This window comes from Cronobacter muytjensii ATCC 51329 (genome assembly GCF_001277195.1).
In the GTDB taxonomy this organism is placed as follows: Bacteria; Pseudomonadota; Gammaproteobacteria; order Enterobacterales; family Enterobacteriaceae; genus Cronobacter; species Cronobacter muytjensii.
This window is the reverse complement of sequence record NZ_CP012268.1, coordinates 4212812-4232062: the sequence shown is the minus strand read 5'-3', so window position 1 is coordinate 4232062 and position 19251 is coordinate 4212812. Positions and strand designations below refer to the sequence as shown.

The window sequence follows — 19251 nt, the reverse complement described above, 5'->3', positions numbered from 1 at the left end:
AAAAGTATCCCCTCACCCGCCAGGCGAGAACGATTTTCCCTTCTCCGTTCGGGAGAGGGCCGGGGTGAGCGGTTGCTCATCACCCTGGAACAGACAGTATTAACAGCGTCCGTCGTCCCCTACACCGATGAGACGCACCCACCTCAACCACAGAGGGAATACGATGAAAAGTCCGACTAACGCTTCAAAACGCTGGTGGTACATCATGCCAATCGTGTTTATCACGTACAGCCTGGCGTACCTCGACCGCGCAAACTTCAGCTTCGCCTCGGCGGCGGGCATCAATGACGATCTCGGCATTACCAAAGGCATCTCATCGCTGCTCGGCGCGCTGTTCTTTCTGGGGTATTTCTTCTTCCAGATCCCCGGCGCGATTTATGCCGAGCGCCGCAGCGTGCGCAAGCTCATTTTCATCTGCCTGATCCTGTGGGGCGGCTGCGCGTCGCTGACCGGCGTGGTCAGCAATATTCCGATGCTGGCGGCGATCCGCTTCATTCTCGGCGTGGTGGAGGCGGCCGTGATGCCCGCCATGCTGATTTACATCAGTAACTGGTTTACGAAATCGGAGCGCTCGCGCGCTAACACCTTCTTGATCCTCGGCAACCCGGTCACGGTGCTGTGGATGTCGGTGGTGTCAGGTTACCTGATTCAGGCGTTCGGCTGGCGAGAAATGTTCATCATCGAAGGGGTGCCCGCTGTCATCTGGGCTTTCTGCTGGTGGGTGTTGGTTAAAGACAAACCGACCCAGGTGAAATGGCTGGCCGATAACGAAAAAGCGGCGCTGCAGGCGCAACTGGATAAAGAACAGGAAGGCATCAAGGCGGTGCGTAACTACAGCGAAGCCTTCCGTTCGCGTAACGTGATCCTGCTGTGCGCGCAATATTTCGCGTGGAGCATTGGCGTTTACGGGTTCGTGCTGTGGCTGCCGTCGATTATCCGCAGCGGCAGCGAAAACATGGGCATGGTGGAAGTGGGCTGGCTCTCCGCCGTGCCGTATCTGGCCGCGACTATCGCCATGATTATCGTCTCCTGGGCCTCCGATAAAATGCAGAACCGTAAACTGTTCGTCTGGCCGCTGCTGCTGATTGGCGGGCTGGCGTTTATCGGCTCCTGGGCGCTCGGCGCAAACCATTTCTGGGCGTCCTATACGCTGCTGGTGATTGCGGGCGCGGCAATGTATGCGCCATACGGCCCTTTCTTCGCGATCATCCCGGAGATGCTGCCGAAAAACGTGGCAGGCGGCGCGATGGCGCTTATCAACAGCATGGGCGCGCTCGGCTCGTTCGTGGGCTCGTGGGTAGTCGGTTACCTTAACGGGGCTACCGGCAGCCCGTCTGCCTCATACATTTTTATGGGGGTAGCGCTTTTCGCCTCCGTGTGGCTCACTTTAATTGTCAGACCCGCCACCAGCCAGTCCCTGCCGGTAGGCGCGCGCCACGCGTAACACGCAGCGGGCGGCGTAACGCCGTCCGCTTGTCTATTCTTTCTTTTTTGTTCAAAGCTGGAGATCTGCATGAAGCCGTCCGTCATTCTCTACAAATCCCTGCCCGACGATTTGCTGGCCCGCCTCGAAAACCATTTCAGCGTGACCCGGGTGCCAGACCTCAGCCCGCAGACCGTCGCGGCGCACGCCGATGCCTTTAGCCAGGCGCAGGGTTTACTGGGCTCCAGCGAAAAAGTGGACGCGGCGTTGCTTGAGAAAATGCCCCACCTTCGCGCCACCTCGACGGTGTCCGTGGGCTATGACAATTTCGACGTGGACGCGCTGAACGCGAAACAGATAGCGCTGATGCACACGCCCACCGTGCTCACCGAAACCGTTGCCGACACGCTGATGACCCTGGTGCTGGCCACCGCGCGCCGCGCGCTGGAAGTGGCCGAGCGGGTGAAAGCTGGCGAGTGGACCGGCAGCATCGGCCCGGACTGGTTCGGCACCGATGTGCATCACAAAACGCTCGGCATCGTCGGCATGGGCCGCATTGGGCTGGCGCTGGCGCAGCGCGCGCATTTCGGCTTTAACATGCCGATTCTCTATAACGCGCGCCGTCATCACAGCGAGGCGGAAGAGCGCTTTAACGCGCGCTACTGCGATCTCGACACGCTGCTGGCGGAGTCAGATTTCGTCTGCGTTATTCTGCCGCTGACCGACGAGACGCATCATATGATTGGCGCGGAGCAGTTCCGCAAAATGAAAAAATCCGCGATTTTCATTAACGCGGGCCGCGGCCCGGTGGTGGATGAACAGGCGCTGATTGCAGCACTGCAACGCGGTGAGATTCATGCGGCGGGCCTGGATGTGTTTGAACAGGAGCCGCTGGCGAAAGACTCGCCGCTGCTGTCGCTTAAGAACGTGGTGGCGCTGCCGCACATTGGCTCCGCCACCCATGAGACGCGCTACAACATGGCTGCCTGCGCGGTGGATAATCTTATCAACGCGCTTAACGGCGACGTGTCGCAGAACTGCGTGAATCCGCAGGTCGTGAAGAAATAAAAGATCGTGAAGAAATAAAAAACGGCTCGTAAGAGCCGTTTTTTTTACTGCATCGCGTTGGTCGCGGTGGTGTAAGCCTGAGTGAAGGCCTGATGCTGGGCGGCGAGCGGTCCAATCAGCGCATTATACTGGCTGGCCTGCTGCGAGGTCGGGAACTGAATGCCGTTGGCGGCAAAGCCCACCTGCGTGCCCTGCTGGGCAATGAAATCTCCCACCTGCACCAGTTGCTGAGTGAACGTCTGCGCGGCGGGGATCAGCGGTTGCAGCGCATTGGCCGGGCCGGTCACCACTTTCTCATAGGCTTTATCAAACACCGGCTTCAGATCGTCCGCCTGCTTCAGCGAAAAACGGGAGCTGTCGGCCTGCATTTTCGCATTCTGCAACTGCTGGCTCATCACGCCCAGCGAACCGTTCGCCTGGCGCAGCGCCTCGCGCTGAGTCATATAATCCTGCGGCACACGAATGCTGTTTACGCTATCCACTACCGGGCGGATACCAGCGTCCATCGCCTGGTTCACCTGCTGAGAGTAGCTGTAAAGGATGGCATAGTCGGATACGAACGGACCGAACTGTTTTTTCTGATCGGCGGTCAGCGTCGGCAAACGTTCGCCGCTACGCATCACCGTGTTTTGCAGGAAATCGACGAACGCTTTGCGCTGGTCACCCTCTTTATCAAAACACCCGCTCAGGCTGAATACCATTAACAACGCCGCCAGCGGCGCGAACCAGCGAGAGCAGGACTTACCTGTCGCCATTTTTTTGCTCCTTTCACTCATCAACGCGCACACCACTGCCAGTGTGCTTCAACGCCCACAAGGATAGTTCAGACGCGCCGCGCAGGATACCCTTTATTGCGCCGCGCAAGCGATTATGCGAAGGCCCACGCGCCGTTCGCCCTGTGACCGTAAAAAAGGGCCGCTGACCTGCGCTGACGCTCCTTGATAAAGACGCTCGCAGCCCTGCTCACATTCAGCGTCGCCTGGCCTGAAAAGGCGGGTTTACTCCGCCTTCTGGCAGCGACTTACCAGATTCGTAAGCCAGAAACACAGCGCCCTCCCGCTACCTGTCCTTATGGCGGATTTCGCACAGATAAAGAGCGTGAAGATGAATAACGTGACACAAACGATGAATACGCATCAGATAAGCGCATTTCGCCGTTGTTTCATCAGCTTCTGGCAGGCGAGAGGCTTCTCTGCATAGGTTCAGCAGAGAGAGAGTCTCGTTGGTTAATGAAAATTGGTCTTCGGGGCTTTCTTATTTTTGCCTCCGGTAACCGGCGGTTTACCGCTCTGGCGGATGGCAAAAAGCCTCAGGTGCCGGGGATGATCCCGCGTCCCCGCTTCTGGCTACCAGAAAGCGATCCTTTTCAGAACCTGATACGGGCATCTTTCCCGCATCGTATGCCAGGCAGCACATGCCGTGCGCCACAACGGTGCAACGCGCCTTTCAGGGGCGCGCTTTTCGCGCATGTTTTCCAGCGCATCTGAGTAATCTCCAGAAAATCCCACAAAAACAACGAATTAACGTATAAAAAAATCTGGCATGCGCCTTGCTTAAATAAAAACGCAGGGGTGACAACCACAAGCCGGTGTCGCCAGACAATTTGCAATGGATCACTAGGGTTCCGGTCGCAAGACGCTGGTCCGAGAGTGATCGACCGCCCTCTGGCGGTTACACGGCGGGATAAAAGCCCGGGAGGATAAGCGACACCACGCGCCGTCCTCCTGCCTTTTATCAACGCAACGTCAGAGGAACCACCATGCTTAACGCCTGCCAGAAAGCCCTTCTGATCGCCGCGCTCGCGCTTTTCAGCGTGACCGCCAGCGCGGCTAAACCCGCCTTTAAGCTCTGCTGGTCTGTCTACGCAGGCTGGATGCCCTGGGATTACGCCCAGCAGACCGGCATCGTCAAAAAATGGGCCGATAAATACAACATTGATATCCAGTTCGTGCAGGTGAATGACTATATCGAGTCGGTAAACCAGTACACCGCAGGCGGCTTTGACGGATGCACCATGACCAATATGGACGCGCTGACTATCCCGGCGGCGGGCGGCGTGGAAAGCACCGCGCTTATCATCGGCGACTACTCCAACGGCAACGACGGCATCCTCTCTAAATCCGCCACCAGCATCGCCGCGCTGAAAGGCCAGCCGGTCAATCTGGTGGAGCTCTCCGTTTCGCACTATCTGCTGGCGCGCGCGCTGGAAACCGCCGGGCTTAGCGAAAAAGATATCAAGGTCGTCAACACTGCCGACGCCGATCTGGTCGCCGCGTATGGCACGCCGGATGTTAAAAATATTGTCACCTGGAACCCGCTGCTGGCCGAGGCGCAAAAACAGCCTGGCTCGAAAACCCTTTTCACATCCGCACAAATTCCGGGCGAAATTCTCGATCTGCTGGTGGTGAACAGCGCCACCCTGAAAGCGCATCCGGAACTGGGCAAAGCGCTGGTCGGCGCCTGGTTTGAAACGCTGAAAACCATGCAGGGCGACAGCGAAAGCGCCAGAGCCGCCCGCACGCAAATGGGTGAAGCGGCAGGCACCACGCTTGCTGGTTTCGACGCCCAGCTCGCCGCCACGCAGCTTTTCATCACGCCGCAACAGGCGCTGGCGTTTACCACCAGCCCGCAACTGAAAGCCACCATGCAGAAAGTAGCGGAGTTCTCTTTCGCGCACGGTCTGCTGGGCGACGCCGCGCCCGCTGCGGATGTGGTCGGCGTCACCACGCCTGCGGGAAACTGGGGCGATGAGGCCAACCTCAAACTGCACTTCAGCGACGAATTTATCCGCCTCGCCGCCGACAATAAGCTCTGACCACGGAGGCGCCCATGCGCAAAATGATTAACTTCCAGCCGCAGCCCATGAGCCGCGTTATGCTGGGCGCGCTGCCGCTGCTGGCGCTGATCCTCTTTTATCTCATCGCCTCTGACGCGCGCCTCGCCGCTAACAGCGCTGATAAACTGCTGCCAGGCTTTGACGCGATGTTCGCGGCCATTGACCGCATGGCCTTTACGCCCAGCCCGCGCACCGGCGACTACCTTCTGTGGGCCGATACCGCCGCGAGCCTGGCGCGTCTGCTTACCGGCACGCTGATAAGCGGCGCGGCGGCGCTACTGCTCGGGCTGTTCTGCGGCGCGCTGCCTGCGGTGCGGGCGGTCGTCTCGCCGTTGCTCACCGTCGTAGCGCTCATTCCCCCGCTCGCTATTCTGCCGATTTTGTTTATCTGCTTCGGGCTTGGCGAGCTCTCTAAAGTGGTCCTGATTGTCATCGGTATCACGCCGTTTATCGCGCGCGATTTACAAATGCAGGCGATGACAATCCCGCAGGAGCAGCTGGTAAAAGCCCAGACGCTGGGCGGGCACAGCGCGCAGATCCTCTGGCGCGTCATTCTGCCGCAACTGCTGCCGCGCCTGCTGGACGCGCTGCGTTTATCGCTCGGCGCCGCCTGGCTGTTTCTTATCGCCGCAGAGGCCATCGCCGCCACCGAAGGGCTCGGCTACCGCATTTTCCTGATGCGCCGCTACATGGCGATGGATGTGATCCTGCCATACGTCGCCTGGATAACGCTGCTTGCCTTTCTGCTCGACCTGGCGCTGCGCTGGCTCAATCGCCGCTGTTTCCCCTGGTATCACGCCCGGTAAGGAGCCTCTATGCCATTGCTCGAACTGAAAAATATCGAAAAACATTACGGCGACCAGGTGGTGCTGGAGCGGCTTAACGTCACCGTAGAGGAAGGCGAATTTGTCTCGGTCGTCGGCGCGTCCGGCTGCGGAAAAACCACGTTTCTGAAGATGCTGCTTGGCACCGAGGCCCCCAGCAAAGGCCAGTTGCTACTGGACGGCCAGCCGCTGCCCCAGGAGCCGGACGCCCAGCGCGGCGTGGTATTCCAGCGATACTCGGTGTTTCCACACCTGACGGTCATTGGCAATGTCATGCTGGCGGATGAATTTCGCGAAGCGCGACTGCTGGGACGCGTCTGGGGCCGCCCGCGCGCCGCCCTTCGCGAGCGCGCCCGCGCGATGCTGGATCAGGTGGGATTGCTCGCGGCGCAGGATAAATACCCGCATCAACTGTCGGGCGGGATGCAGCAGCGCCTCGCGCTGGCGCAGGCGCTGATGAAACAGCCGCGCATTCTGCTGCTCGACGAGCCCTTCGGGGCGCTCGATCCGGGCATTCGCGGCGAGATGCATCTGCTTATCAGCGAGCTGTGGGAGCGCCACCGGCTGACCATTTTTATGATTACGCACGATCTCAAAGAGGGCTTTTCGCTCGGCTCGCGGTTATGGGTATTCGACAAAATACGTCACGACCCGCAGGCGCCGGACGCGTTTGGCGCCTGCATTACCTATGACATCCCGCTGGATCGCGCCCCGGCCGGCAAAGTCAGGCCCCCTGACCCGGTCGTGCGCCCTTTTCCCGGTTCTGATCCCACACAACGCCCGCTGGCTTTGATAAGCGAAGGCTAACCTAAGGAGACGCTATGGAAACTTTTTATGAAACTCGCCTGCCCGCCGGTAGCCACTGGTCGCTGCTGATGCGTCGCGGCACGGCCCTGACGCTCACCGACATCGCCGGCGGCGTTAACGCGGCGGCGCTGTTCTACAACCCGGACAACCTGCTTGAGCGCTACAACGCGCCGGACACGCTGAAATGTCAGCATACGTTTCGCCTGACGGAGGGCCACTGCCTCTATTCCGACATGGGACGCATCTTCTGCGGCATTGAGGATGACACTTTCGGCTGGCATGAAACCGTCTGCGGCAGCAGTAACGCCTCGCAGGTAGAAGCGCAGTTCGGCGCGCTCCGCTACCAGCAGGCGCGCAACGAGCGCCATCAGAACGGCGTCGACAGCTTTCTGACCGAGCTTGCCAAATATGGTCTTGGCAAACGCGACATGGCTGCCAACGTCAATTTCTTCGCCCGCGTGGAAACCGGCGACGACGGCGCGCTCGCGCTCACCGCCCAGGGCCTGCCCGGCGCCCGCGTCCGGCTGCGTTTCGCGATGGATACGCTGGTGGTGCTACACACCTGCCCGCACCCGCTCAGCGACGCCGCAGCCTATCCCACCGCGCCGCTCGGCCTGACCTTTGACGCCACGCGCCAGCCCTTGCCGGCACGCTGTCTGGCGCGTGCGGAAAACCAGCGTGGTCTGCGCAATAACCAACTCTACTATCTCAGTGAAGGAGTGTGACGATGCTGACTGAAAGCCCCCGTAACCCGCAGCAGGCGGCGTATCGCGCCACTGTCGAAGCAGGCGACTACTGGATCTGGCGGCTGCGCGAAGGGGAAACGCTGCGCATTACCGATCTCGAAGGCAACCAGGCCGCCGACACGCTGTTCTTTAACGCTGACAACACGGCCGAACGCTACAGCGTGACCGATACCCTGCGCGGCCAGCGCAATGTGTTCCTCACTACCGGCAGCGTGCTGCGCTCAAACGACGATCGGCCGATGCTGGAAATTGTGGCCGACACCTGTGGCCGTCACGACACCCTGGGCGGCGCCTGCTCGTGCGAAAGCAACACCGTGCGCTATGACCTCGAAAAACGCCATATGCATGCCTGCCGCGACTCATGGATGCTGGCAGTGGCGCAGCACCCGGAATTTGGCCTGACCCGCCGCGATATCACCCATAACGTCAATTTCTTTATGAACGTGCCGGTGACGCGCGACGGCGGGCTGACTTTTGCCGACGGGATTTCCGCGCCGGGCAAATATGTGGAGCTGATCGCCCGAATGAACGTGCTGGTGCTGATCTCCAACTGTCCGCAGCTGAACAACCCCTGTAACGGCTATAACCCGACGCCGATAGACGTGGCTGTCTGGTAATCCTGGCGCTGCGGGACGACCCGCGCACAGCGCGAAAAACCACGCAGGACGACCTGCCCGCCGGAGATCCGGTTATGTTTACCCGAATTCTTATCGCCAACCGCGGCGCTATCGCGGTGCGTATCATCCGCACGCTGAAACAGATGGGCATCACCGCCGTCGCGGTTTACGCCGACGCCGATAAACACGCTGAACATGTGCGCCTCGCCGATCTGGCCTTTCCGCTTGGCGAAGGCAACGTGCGCGACACCTATTTAAACCAGGACAAACTGTTTGCCATCCTGCGCGAATGCGGCGCGCAAGCGGTGCATCCCGGCTACGGTTTTTTGAGTGAGAACGCGAGTTTCGTGGCGCGTTGCGCCGACGAAGGCGTGATATTTCTTGGCCCGACGCCTGAACAGATGGCGGCCTTTGGCCTGAAACACCGCGCCCGCGAGCTTGCGCAGCAGAATAATGTGCCGCTCCTGCCCGGCAGCGGGCTGTTACAGTCGCTGGAGGCCGCGCTGGAGGCCGCACACGCCATTGGTTACCCGGTGATGCTGAAAAGCACTGCGGGTGGCGGCGGCATTGGCATGCAGCGCTGCGACGACGCGCAGGCGCTGAGCGACGCGTTTACCCGCGTGAAGCGCCTCGCAGGTAATAATTTCGCCGATGATGGCGTCTTTTTAGAGAAATTTATCGCCCGCGCGCGGCATATTGAAGTACAGGTCTTCGGCGATGGCGACGGCAACGTCATTGCCCTGGGCGAACGCGACTGTTCGGCCCAGCGCCGCAATCAGAAAGTGATTGAAGAGACGCCCGCGCCGCGCCTTTCCGACGCGACGCGCGAGGCGCTTCAGGCGACCGCGGTGCGGCTGTGCCAGGCGGTGAACTACCGCAGCGCGGGCACCGTCGAATATGTCTATGACGACCAGGCGCAGCAGTTCTGGTTTCTTGAGGTCAATACGCGTTTACAGGTAGAGCATGGCGTCACCGAGATGGTCTACGGCGTGGATATTGTGCGCTGGATGGTGGAGCTTGGCGCGCAGACGCTACCGCCGCTGGAAACGCTGCGCCCCATGCCGCAGGGCCACGCTATCCAGGTGCGCCTCTACGCCGAAGATCCGGCGAAAAATTTCCAGCCGGTGGCCGGGCTTTTGAGCGACGTCGCTTTTCCGGAGCACATCGCGGGCGCGCGGCTGCGCGTCGACAGCTGGGTGTCGGCAGGCTGCGAGGTCTCGCCGTTTTACGACCCGATGCTTTCGAAAGTCATTGTTCACGCGTCCACACGCGACCAGGCGCTTGACGCGCTGCGCCAGGCGCTTGACGCAAGCCGCCTCTATGGCATTGAAACCAATCTCGGCTGGCTGCGCCATCTGCTGCGTCTGCCGGAGGTGCGGCACGGCAACGTCATTACCGCGACGCTCGGCCAGGTCAGCTGGCAGCCCGCCACGCTCGACGTGCTGGCAGGCGGCACGCTGACCACGATTCAGGACCTGCCGGGGCGCACCGGCTACTGGCACGTCGGCGTGCCGCCTTCCGGCCCATACGACAGGATGGCGTTTACGCTCGGCAATGAACTGCTCGGCAACCCGCAGGATGCCGCCGGGCTGGAAATCACGCTGCGAGGCCCGACGCTGCGCTTTAATCGCGCCTGCTCCGTGGCGCTTACCGGCGCGGAAATCGACGCTGAGCTCGACGGTCAGCCGCTCGCGATGGGCGAGACGATCGCGGTGGCAGCCGGACAGACGTTACGCCTGGGCGACATCCGTGGAGCGGGTTGTCGTAGCTACCTGCTGCTGGCGGGCGGGCTCGATTGTCCACGCTATCTCGGCAGCCGCAGCACTTTCACGCTCGGCAAATTCGGCGGCCATGCCGGACGCGCGCTGCGCACCGGCGACGTGCTGCATCTGGCGGCACCGGATCTGCGTGCGGCGGCGACGCTGGCGCCAGACGCCTGCCCCGCGCTCACGGATCACTGGCAACTGCGCGTTATTTACGGGCCGCACGGCGCGCCGGAATTCTTTACGCCGCAGGATATCGACACGTTTTTCGCCGCACGCTGGCAGGTGCACTACAACTCCAGCCGCACCGGCATTCGGCTTATCGGCCCGAAACCCGAATGGGCGCGGCCGGACGGCGGCGAAGCGGGCATGCACCCGTCCAACATTCACGATAATGCCTACGCCTTCGGCACCGTGGATTTTACCGGCGATATGCCCGTCATCCTCGGGCCCGACGGCCCGTCGCTCGGCGGTTTCGTCTGCCCCGCAACGGTGATTGACGCCGACCTCTGGAAGCTCGGCCAGCTAAAGGCGGGCGATACGCTGACGTTTGTGCCGGTCACGCTGGAGACGGCGGACGCCACCACCGCGACCGCGCGGGCACCTGCGCCAGCGTTGCCGCTCCCCTCGCCCATCCTCTGGGAGGAGGCGGCACGCGACGGGATGCCCGCCATGACGATACGCGCCGCAGGCGATCGCTTTTTGCTGGTGGAATATGGCGAGCAGAAGCTGGATATCGCCCTGCGTTTTCGCGTCCACGCGCTGATGCAGCAGCTCGAACGCCAGCCGCAGCCAGGGAGGCTTGAGATGACGCCCGGGATCCGCTCGCTACAAATCCACTTCGACCCGACGATCTGCCCACGCGCGATCCTGCTGAAAGCGCTGATCGACGCCGATCTCCGTCTCGGGGATCTGCATGATGCGCGGGTGCCGTCGCGTACGGTCTGGCTGCCGCTCTCGTGGGACGACGACGCCTGTCGCGAGGCGATTGCCCGCTATACCCAGTCGGTGCGCCCCGGCGCGCCCTGGTGCCCGAGCAACATTGAGTTTATCCGCCGCATTAATGGCCTTGAAAGCGTTGAGCAGGTCAAAGAGACCGTCTTCAACGCCTCTTATCTGGTAATGGGGCTTGGCGATGTATACCTCGGCGCGCCGGTCGCCACGCCGCTTGATCCGCGCCACCGCCTGGTGACGACCAAATACAATCCGGCGCGTACGTGGACTGCGGAAAATTCGGTGGGCATTGGCGGCGCGTACCTGTGCGTTTACGGAATGGAAGGGCCGGGCGGCTATCAGTTTGTGGGCCGCACGCTGCAAATGTGGAATCGCGATCGAAAAACCCGCGACTTTACGCAACCCTGGCTGCTGCGTTTTTTCGATCAGATACGCTTTTATCCGGTGAGTCACGAGGCGCTGGCGGAGATCCGCGAGCGCTTCCCGTGGGGCGACTACCCGCTTCGTATCGAAGAAGGCGAATTCAGCCTGCGCGATTATCAGCAGATGCTTCAGGATGACTCCGCCAGCATTGGAGCGTTTCAACAGCAACGCCAGCAGGCGTTTGATGAAGAACTCGCACGCTGGCGCGCCGACGGGCAGTTCACGTTCGACAGCGCCCTGGCGGAGCAGGAGGATATCGTTGAAGCGATACCGGAGCACTGTTGCGGCGTGGAAAGCCAGGTGGCGGGCAGCGTCTGGCAGTGGCTGGTGCAGCCTGGCGAGCAGGTTAGCGAGGGGCAAATCATCGGGATTCTGGAGTCCATGAAAATGGAAATTCCGGTCACGTCGCCGGTGACGGGTACTATCCGCGCATTTCAGCGCCAGCAGGGGCATCAGGTACAGGCCGGGCAGTTGCTGATGCTGATTGAAAAGGCGGCGTAGCGCGCTCACGTCGGGCAGGGAAGCCCGGACTGACGCGATCCCGCCCCGCTCATCCGGATCGTCACAGGATCATTTACAAAATTATACTCAGGCCCAGAAAAATCTGAATATCAGCCGGTTAGCACGCGATTTTTCACCAGCGAACCGGTAAATCCGCGGCTTGCGGAGCTGCCGTCACAAGATTCCCTGCTACCCTGCCCGCAGGTTGTTTTTTCCGAACTATGATTAAGAAGCTTCTTAGTTGTTCACGATCCCGCTGTGTGATTTAGGAGTCCAAAATGGAATCTAAAGACCCTATGTTTGAGTTGCTCAGCAGCCTCGAACAAATTGTATTTAAAAAAGATGTCGCCGGGACGGTTACCCTGGCGCAGAAACCCAACGCGTTTTCAGAATTTGAACTGTTACGCAAAAGAACGGGCCTGAAAACAGATGATTTGGCGCGTGTAATGGGTGTCAGTGTCGCTATGGTTCAGGAGTGGGAATCCCGCCGCGTGAAACCCTCCAGCACCGAACTGAAGCTGATGCGCCTGATTCAGGCGAATCCCATGCTCAGTAAACAGCTCATGGAATAAACCGGTAGTCAGAACACTTTTTTTCGCAAACAAAACGCCCCCGCTTTTGCGGGGGCGTTGCTTTTCAGAATAAATTTGGGTGCCTCCAGGCGCGCCCAACATGCTGACCGTTGGGTGGGGGATCGCTCCCCCATCCAAAGGCTACTTCCCTGGTTCGTAAGCAAGGATGGCCCGTATTTCCCGGCTTCCCTCTTTAATGGTGAATTCACATAAGCGGTCACGCATTATTAAGGCGAAACACAGCACCGTAATACAGAGCGCTAATATGCTTAAAAAAGCATATCGGGATTTTACTGGCATAATTGCCTCCTTATAGGGAAGAGGCTACAATCAGGCTGTTGGGTACTGATTGCAGCCTCCCCCGAGGTTAAATGGAATTAACTTAGGGGGGCATTCATCTGACCAGCCTTTGCATCATGCCCAGGCCAGCCAGCCTGAGCACCCGCGCGCTATATTATCCGTAACCCGCTTATTAATAATTCCGTGAACCCGTAATAAGGCCACGCTTTTTGCGTTGCAGGAATAAAATAAGAATACGGCGTAGCGGAAAGCGTATAAAAAAACCCGCCAGCGGCGGGTTTTTTATTATTAACGAAACGTGTTACTGGAGCAGGGAAATATCCGCGACCTGCAGGAACAATTCACGTAATTTAGACAGCAGCGTCAAACGATTAATACGCACCTGCGCGTCATCCGCGTTGACCATGACTTTCTCGAAGAACTCATCCACCGGCTCGCGCAGCTGCGCCAGTTCGACCAGCGCTTCCTGGTAACGGCCTTCCGCGAACAGCGGTTGCAGCTTGTCGCGCATCACTGCGAGCTGCAGCGCCAGGCGGATTTCCGGATCTTCTTTCAGCACCGACGCGTGAACCTGATCGTTCAGCGGCTCGGTCGCTTTGGCCAGAATGTTGGAAACGCGCTTGTTGGCTGCGGCAAGCGCAGCGGCTTCGTCCAGCGTACGGAAGTGCGACACCGCTTTCATGCGGGCATCGAAATCCGCCGGGCGGGTCGGACGATTCGCCAGTACCGCCTGGATGGTGTCGACGCTGTAGCCTTCGTCCTGATACCAGGCGCGGAAACGGCCCAGCATGAAGTCGACCACCTCATCCACCACTTTCGCATTGGTCAGCTTGCTGCTGTAGAGGCGTACCGCTTCTTCAGTCAGCGTTTGCAGATCGAGCGGCAGATTTTTCTCAACGATAATACGCAGCACGCCGAGCGCGGCGCGGCGCAGCGCGAAAGGGTCTTTATCGCCTTTCGGATGCTGGCCGATGCCGAAAATCCCGGCAAGAGTATCCATCTTATCGGCAATCGCGACCGCACAGGCGACCAGACTTGACGGCAGCGCGTCGCCCGCAAAGCGCGGCATGTACTGCTCGTTCAGCGCAACGGCCACGTCTTCGGCTTCGCCGTCGTGACGGGCGTAATGCATCCCCATAACGCCCTGGGTGTCGGTAAATTCAAACACCATGTTGGTCATCAGGTCGCACTTGGACAGCAGGCCCGCGCGCGTCGCGTGGTTGACATCTGCGCCAATCTGACTGGCAATCCAACCGGAAAGCGCCTGAATGCGGTCGGTTTTATCGCGCAGCGTACCGAGCTGTTGCTGGAACAGCACGGTTTCAAGACGCGGCAGGTTGTCTTCCAGGCGTTTTTTACGGTCGGTATTGAAGAAGAACTCGGCATCCGCCAGACGCGGACGCACCACTTTTTCGTTACCGGAAATAATCTGGTGCGGATCTCTGGACTCAATATTCGCCACAAAGATAAAGTTCGGCAGCAGTTTGCCGTCGGTGCCGTAAACCGGGAAATACTTCTGGTCGCCCTTCATGGTGTAGACCAGCGCTTCCGCCGGCACTGCCAGGAATTTCTCTTCGAATTTCGCGGTCAGTACGACCGGCCATTCCACCAGCGAGGTGACTTCTTCCAGCAGGCTATCGCTCAGATCGGCATTGCCGCCGATTTTCGCGGCCGCGGCTTCGGCGTCCTGCTGAATTTTAGCTTTACGCGCGTTGTAGTCGGCGATGACTTTGCCGCGCTCCAGCAGGATCTGCGGATACTGCTCGGCGTGGTCGATGGTGAATTCCGGCTCGCCCATAAAGCGGTGGCCACGGATCACGCGGTCAGACTGAATGCCCAGGATGGTCGCCGGCAGCACTTCATCGTCCAGCAGCAGCGTCACGGTGTGTACCGGGCGCACGAACTGCACCTCGGACGCGCCCCAGCGCATCAGTTTCGGGATAGGCAATTTAGAGAGCGCGACGCTGACCATGTTCGGCAGCAGCGCCTGCGCGCTTTCACCTTTCACATGGGCGCGATACATCAGCCACTCGCCTTTATCGGTCACCAGGCGTTCAGCCTCTCCGACCGTAATACCACAGCCGCGCGCCCAGCCTTCCGCCGCTTTGCTCGGGTTGCCCTCGGCGTCAAACGCCGCAGAGACCGCCGGGCCGCGTTTTTCAACTTCGCGATCCGGCTGCGACGCGCTCAGATTCGCCACTTTCAGCGCCAGGCGACGCGGCGCTGCAAACCAGCTTACAACGCCGTGGGTCAGGCCCGCAGCGTCCAGTTCAGCAGTAAAGTTCGCAGCGAAGGATTCCGCCAGGCTGCGCAGGGCTTTTGGTGGCAGCTCTTCAGTGCCAATCTCCACCAGAAAAGTTTTCTCAGACATGGCAGCCTCTTATTTATTTCTGTTGCACATCGGGAAGCCCAGCGCCTCGCGGGAGGCGTAGTAGGCTTCGGCCACAGCTTTGGTCAGCGTGCGGATACGCAGAATGTAGCGCTGGCGCTCGGTCACCGAGATAGCCTTGCGCGCGTCCAGCAGGTTGAAGCTGTGGGCGGCTTTCAGAATACGTTCATAAGCAGGCAGCGGCAGCGGGTTTTCCAGCGCCAGCAGCTGTTGGGCTTCTTTTTCGTACTGCTCAAAGCAGGTAAAGAGGAAATCCACGTCGGCGTATTCGAAGTTATAGGTGGATTGCTCCACTTCGTTCTGATGGAACACGTCGCCGTAAGTGGTTTTGCCGAGCGGGCCGTCGCTCCACACCAGGTCGTAAACGCTGTCTACGCCCTGGATGTACATGGCAAGACGCTCAAGACCGTAAGTGATTTCGCCAGTCACCGGTTTGCACTCCAGGCCGCCAACCTGCTGGAAGTAAGTGAACTGCGTGACTTCCATGCCGTTCAGCCACACTTCCCAGCCGAGGCCCCAGGCGCCGAGCGTCGGGTTTTCCCAGTTGTCTTCGACGAAGCGAATATCATGAATGGTCGGGTCCATACCCAGCTCTTTAAGCGACCCCAGATACAGCTCCTGAATATTGTCCGGCGACGGCTTGATGATCACCTGGAACTGGTAGTAGTGCTGTAAACGGTTGGGGTTTTCGCCGTAGCGGCCATCGGTCGGGCGACGAGAAGGCTGAACATAAGCGGCGGCGATAGGCTCCGGGCCCAGCGCCCGCAGGCAGGTCATCGGGTGGGAGGTGCCGGCGCCGACTTCCATGTCCAGAGGTTGAACGATGGTGCAGCCCTGACGAGCCCAGTAATCCTGTAAGGTCAGGATCAGGCCCTGAAAGGTCCTGGTATCAAACTTTTGCATATGATTTCGCACGCGATACGAGTGGGTTTATTTGGAAGCGGTCAGTATACCCGTTGACCGCCAGATATACAGCCTCAATCCACGTCCAAAACCAGGCTGTTGACGCGTGGTTGCGCCATTAGCGCATAGAAAGGTGTAAAAATTGACCATTGGCGTCGAAAGAACAGGTAAAGCCCTCTTCGCGCGCTGTATAGCCCCGCATTTCATAGCTTCCCTGGAACGCCTCGAAGCCGTTAACGGTAATTTTCTGCGCAGCGGTGTTATAGCGGCGGGCGGCTTTATCTTTGCAAAGCTGCTCCATTTCCAGCGAATGCGGCGCGCTGACGCGGCCTTTTTGCGCATGCTGCGGATGCGCCTCTTCATGACTGCAACCGGCAAGCGCGCCCGTAAAAAGAACCAGCCAAAGCGTGCGGGGCAACAGCCTCGTCATAGTGTGTTATCTCCATGTTAAAATGACGACCAAACGCGGGGTATCGCAGCGAACAAGGGGCGTGCATTCTGCGAAACCGTCCCCAGGCTGACAATAGCCCGTCCTGAAACTCAGACTGTTCCGTGGTGCAGGATCCCGATTCAGGAAGTCACACTGCTGATAATTAAAGATGGTACAGAGGAACTGATGCAGCAAAAAATTCACTGGATAGATAACCTGCGCGCGATAGCCTGTCTGATGGTCATCATGATCCACACCACCACCTGGTACATCACCAATCCGTCGCTGGTAAGCCCGCTGAACTGGGATTTCGCCAACCTGCTGAACTCCGCATCGCGCGTTAGCGTACCGCTGTTTTTTATGATTTCAGGGTATCTGTTTTTCGGCGAGCGCAGCGCCGGCCAGCGGCATTTTCTGCGTATCGCGCTCTGTCTGGTGTTTTACAGCGCCGTGGCGCTGGCTTATATCACATTGCTTACGCCTATCAATGCGGAGCTGTCGCTTAAGCTGTTGTTGCAAAAGCCCGTTTTCTACCATTTATGGTTTTTCTTCGCGATCGTGGTGATTTATCTGCTGTCGCCGTTGATTAGCGTGAAACGCATTGATGGCCGCACGGCGCTGGCGCTCATTGTGCTGCTGGGCGTGGTGGCGAACCCGAATACCGTGGCGCAAAAGCTCGACGGCGTGCAATGGCTACCGGTGAATCTCTACATTAACGGGGATACGTTTTATTACGTGCTCTATGGCCTGATGGGCCGCGCTATCGGGATGATGGAAACGCAGCAGCGGCCAGTAAGCCTGCTGGCGGGCGTGTTGCTGGCGGTGAGCACGGTGTCGATTGCCAGCGGCACGCATCAGGCGCTGGAGAGCCACGGTAATTTTGCCGACACTTTTTACCTCTACTGCGGCCCGCTGGTGTTGATCGCCGCGTTAAGCCTGCTGGTGCTGGCGAAAAACACGCTTAACCGCGAGCTTGCGCCGTTGTCGTTTATTGCCCGTTATTCGCTGGGGATTTACGGTTTTCATGCCCTCATCATCCATTTTATGCGCACGCGCCATCTCGAACTGACGGCGTGGCCAGCGCTGGATATCGCCTGGATTTTTAGTATGACGCTTGCGGGCAGCCTCCTGCTGGCCGCGCTCCTGCAACGTATCGATCGCCGCCGTCTGGTCAGTTAATCGCGCGCAGGCGGGCGCGCTGAAGCTGCCGGGCAGATGAAAACCCGGCAGCCAGCGCCGCCTGTTCAGCGCCCTGCCCCTGAAGCAAACACTGACTGGCGAACGCCACGCGCAGTTGCTCCAGATAGTCACGCACACTTATCCCTAAATGTTCCTTAAAGAGCCGCGACAGGTGACGCGGGCTGACATGCGCCCGGCCCGCGATCTCCGTCAGGCTCCACGCGCCCTGCGGATTGGCGGCCAGCAGATCCTGAGCCCGATGTACGGCGGGGTGTAGATGGTTACGGTAACGCAGCCAGGGCGACAGCTGCGGATCGTCGCCGGAGCGGCGAAACCAGACCACCATTTCGCGCGCCACGTCGAGGGCCGCGCGTGGCCCGCTCAGTCGATGAATCAGATGCAGGCTTAAATCGATGCCGGAGGTAATGCCCGCGCTGGTCCAGATGCCGCGGTCCTCCACGAAAATGCGGTTATCGCGCACCAGTGCACCAGGCGCGGCGGCTTTGAGGCGCGCCAGCACATCGTGATGCGTGGTGCACTCCACGCCATGCAGCAGCCCGGCGCGGGCCGCCAGAAGAGCCCCGGAACAGACGCAGATAAGCGTGATCTTCCGGCTGTGGATCTGCGGTTGCAGGCGCATTAGCCAGTTACGGGCGGCCTGCGCCTCTGTCGTATCAAACCAACGGCTGGAATCCGACACGCCAGGCAGAACAAGCAGACTGCCTGGCGGCAGTGTGTCTGGTAACGGGGCGATACCGGCGATCTGCAGGCCGGTCGACATCGTGACGCGCGCTTCAGGCCCGATATAGTTCAGACTGAAGGCATCGCCCGCGAGCGCGAGCGTCTCCGCCGGGCCCGTTAAATCGAGCGCCATGACGCCAGGCAACACCACAAACCAGACAGGAATAGTCATCCCAAAGACTCCAGACATTGCGCTACGCTGCTAATCGTCGCGAAACGCCCTGCCAGCACCGTTTCAGTGCGGTGGCGCAGCGTTTCCACATCCAGCGTCACGCCTTTCCAGGTCATCGGGAAGGTCAGCGTCGCTTCGCTGACAAACGTCACCCGATAGCCCAGATCAGAGGCGACCCGCGTAGTGGTTTCGCAACACTGCTCGGTACGGATACCGCAAATAATCAGGTGGTTAATATCTCTTTGGCGCAGCCATAAATCCAGCCCGGTATCGGTGAATGCGTTATGAACATGCTTATGAAATGTCACGGCGGCCTGATGACGCAGAAAAGGCATTGGCGCGACAAAGCCGGACTCCAGCGTAAATAACGCATCGTCATCGACGTGAAAAATATCAACGACCGGTACATTACGCGCCCGGCAGCCGTCGATGAGTCCGTTCATGGCCTCACAGAACGCCGGAAAGTCATCTTCCCGCCAGTAGTCACGATGAAGAAAGGATTGTTGAGTATCAATATTCAGCAGAGCGGTACGCGTCATTTCAGGACACCTTAGTGAGGGGGGATAAACCCTATTCTCACAGGCATCCCTGATCGTGGGCAGG

General features: G+C 59.5%; 17 protein-coding genes and 1 riboswitch. Of the genes, 10 read left to right on the top strand and 7 right to left on the bottom strand.

What is annotated here, in order from left to right; all coding sequences use genetic code 11:
* Positions 1–163 precede the first annotated feature (163 nt).
* Complete coding sequence (locus AFK63_RS19355) at positions 164–1444, top strand: MFS transporter (RefSeq protein WP_038866751.1); 1281 nt, start codon at positions 164–166, stop codon at positions 1442–1444.
* Between the two features lie 69 nt (positions 1445–1513).
* On the top strand, positions 1514–2491 hold the full coding sequence (gene ghrB / locus AFK63_RS19350; protein ID WP_038866749.1) for a glyoxylate/hydroxypyruvate reductase GhrB: 978 nt from the start codon (positions 1514–1516) through the stop codon (positions 2489–2491).
* Positions 2492–2535: 44 nt separating this feature from the next.
* On the opposite strand, the gene AFK63_RS19345 is transcribed toward ghrB, so the two are convergent.
* On the bottom strand, positions 2536–3246 hold the full coding sequence (locus tag AFK63_RS19345) for a DUF3053 domain-containing protein (RefSeq protein WP_038866746.1): 711 nt from the start codon (positions 3244–3246) through the stop codon (positions 2536–2538).
* Positions 3247–4096: 850 nt separating this feature from the next.
* A riboswitch (guanidine-I (ykkC/yxkD leader) is annotated at positions 4097–4191 on the top strand.
* Between the two features lie 59 nt (positions 4192–4250).
* Here AFK63_RS19345 and AFK63_RS19340 point away from each other — a divergent pair.
* The 7 genes from AFK63_RS19340 (at position 4251) to AFK63_RS19310 (ending at position 12534) form a co-directional block, all read left to right on the top strand.
* On the top strand, positions 4251–5306 hold the full coding sequence (locus AFK63_RS19340; protein WP_038866744.1) for a putative urea ABC transporter substrate-binding protein: 1056 nt from the start codon (positions 4251–4253) through the stop codon (positions 5304–5306).
* 14 nt (positions 5307–5320) lie between these two features.
* On the top strand, positions 5321–6133 hold the full coding sequence (locus AFK63_RS19335; protein ID WP_038866742.1) for an ABC transporter permease: 813 nt from the start codon (positions 5321–5323) through the stop codon (positions 6131–6133).
* 9 nt (positions 6134–6142) lie between these two features.
* Positions 6143–6958 carry an ATP-binding cassette domain-containing protein gene (locus AFK63_RS19330; RefSeq protein ID WP_038866740.1) on the top strand — a complete coding sequence of 272 codons (816 nt, stop codon included), beginning with the start codon at positions 6143–6145 and terminating at the stop codon, positions 6956–6958.
* Positions 6959–6972: 14 nt separating this feature from the next.
* A complete protein-coding gene (locus tag AFK63_RS19325; protein ID WP_038866738.1) occupies positions 6973–7683 on the top strand; it encodes an urea amidolyase associated protein UAAP1 in 711 nt (236 codons plus the stop codon).
* Positions 7684–7685: 2 nt separating this feature from the next.
* Positions 7686–8321: an urea amidolyase associated protein UAAP2 gene (locus AFK63_RS19320; RefSeq protein WP_038866736.1), complete on the top strand. Its 636-nt coding sequence runs from the start codon at positions 7686–7688 to the stop codon at positions 8319–8321.
* 74 nt (positions 8322–8395) lie between these two features.
* Positions 8396–11962 (top strand): urea carboxylase, encoded by a 3567-nt coding sequence (gene uca, locus AFK63_RS19315; protein ID WP_038866734.1) that lies wholly within the window; start codon positions 8396–8398, stop codon positions 11960–11962.
* Between the two features lie 278 nt (positions 11963–12240).
* Positions 12241–12534 carry an HTH-type transcriptional regulator gene (locus AFK63_RS19310; protein ID WP_038866733.1) on the top strand — a complete coding sequence of 98 codons (294 nt, stop codon included), beginning with the start codon at positions 12241–12243 and terminating at the stop codon, positions 12532–12534.
* Positions 12535–12675: 141 nt separating this feature from the next.
* Here AFK63_RS19310 and AFK63_RS21815 read toward each other — a convergent pair whose 3' ends face one another.
* The 4 genes from AFK63_RS21815 to AFK63_RS19295 form a co-directional block, all read right to left on the bottom strand.
* Positions 12676–12759, bottom strand: a complete 84-nt coding sequence (locus AFK63_RS21815) for a Hok/Gef family protein (RefSeq protein WP_234004966.1) — start codon at positions 12757–12759, stop codon at positions 12676–12678.
* A gap of 376 nt (positions 12760–13135) precedes the next feature.
* Positions 13136–15205, bottom strand: a complete 2070-nt coding sequence (gene glyS / locus AFK63_RS19305) for a glycine--tRNA ligase subunit beta (protein WP_038866731.1) — start codon at positions 15203–15205, stop codon at positions 13136–13138.
* Between the two features lie 9 nt (positions 15206–15214).
* Entirely contained in the window at positions 15215–16126 is a 912-nt protein-coding gene (gene glyQ, locus AFK63_RS19300; protein ID WP_004387598.1) for a glycine--tRNA ligase subunit alpha, read from the bottom strand.
* A gap of 118 nt (positions 16127–16244) precedes the next feature.
* A complete protein-coding gene (locus tag AFK63_RS19295) occupies positions 16245–16556 on the bottom strand; it encodes a YsaB family lipoprotein (protein ID WP_038866729.1) in 312 nt (103 codons plus the stop codon).
* A gap of 186 nt (positions 16557–16742) precedes the next feature.
* Here AFK63_RS19295 and AFK63_RS19290 point away from each other — a divergent pair, with 186 nt between their 5' ends.
* A complete protein-coding gene (locus AFK63_RS19290; RefSeq protein WP_038866727.1) occupies positions 16743–17735 on the top strand; it encodes an acyltransferase in 993 nt (330 codons plus the stop codon).
* Here the strand turns inward: AFK63_RS19290 and AFK63_RS19285 are convergent.
* Together AFK63_RS19285 and AFK63_RS19280 are read right to left on the bottom strand one after the other, a co-directional pair.
* Entirely contained in the window at positions 17728–18648 is a 921-nt protein-coding gene (locus AFK63_RS19285) for a GlxA family transcriptional regulator (protein WP_038866725.1), read from the bottom strand. The two genes, AFK63_RS19290 and AFK63_RS19285, sit on opposite strands and share 8 nt — an antisense overlap.
* On the bottom strand, positions 18645–19187 hold the full coding sequence (locus tag AFK63_RS19280; protein ID WP_038866723.1) for an isochorismatase family protein: 543 nt from the start codon (positions 19185–19187) through the stop codon (positions 18645–18647). The genes AFK63_RS19285 and AFK63_RS19280 overlap by 4 nt, the downstream gene beginning before the upstream one ends.
* Positions 19188–19251: the final 64 nt, after the last annotated feature.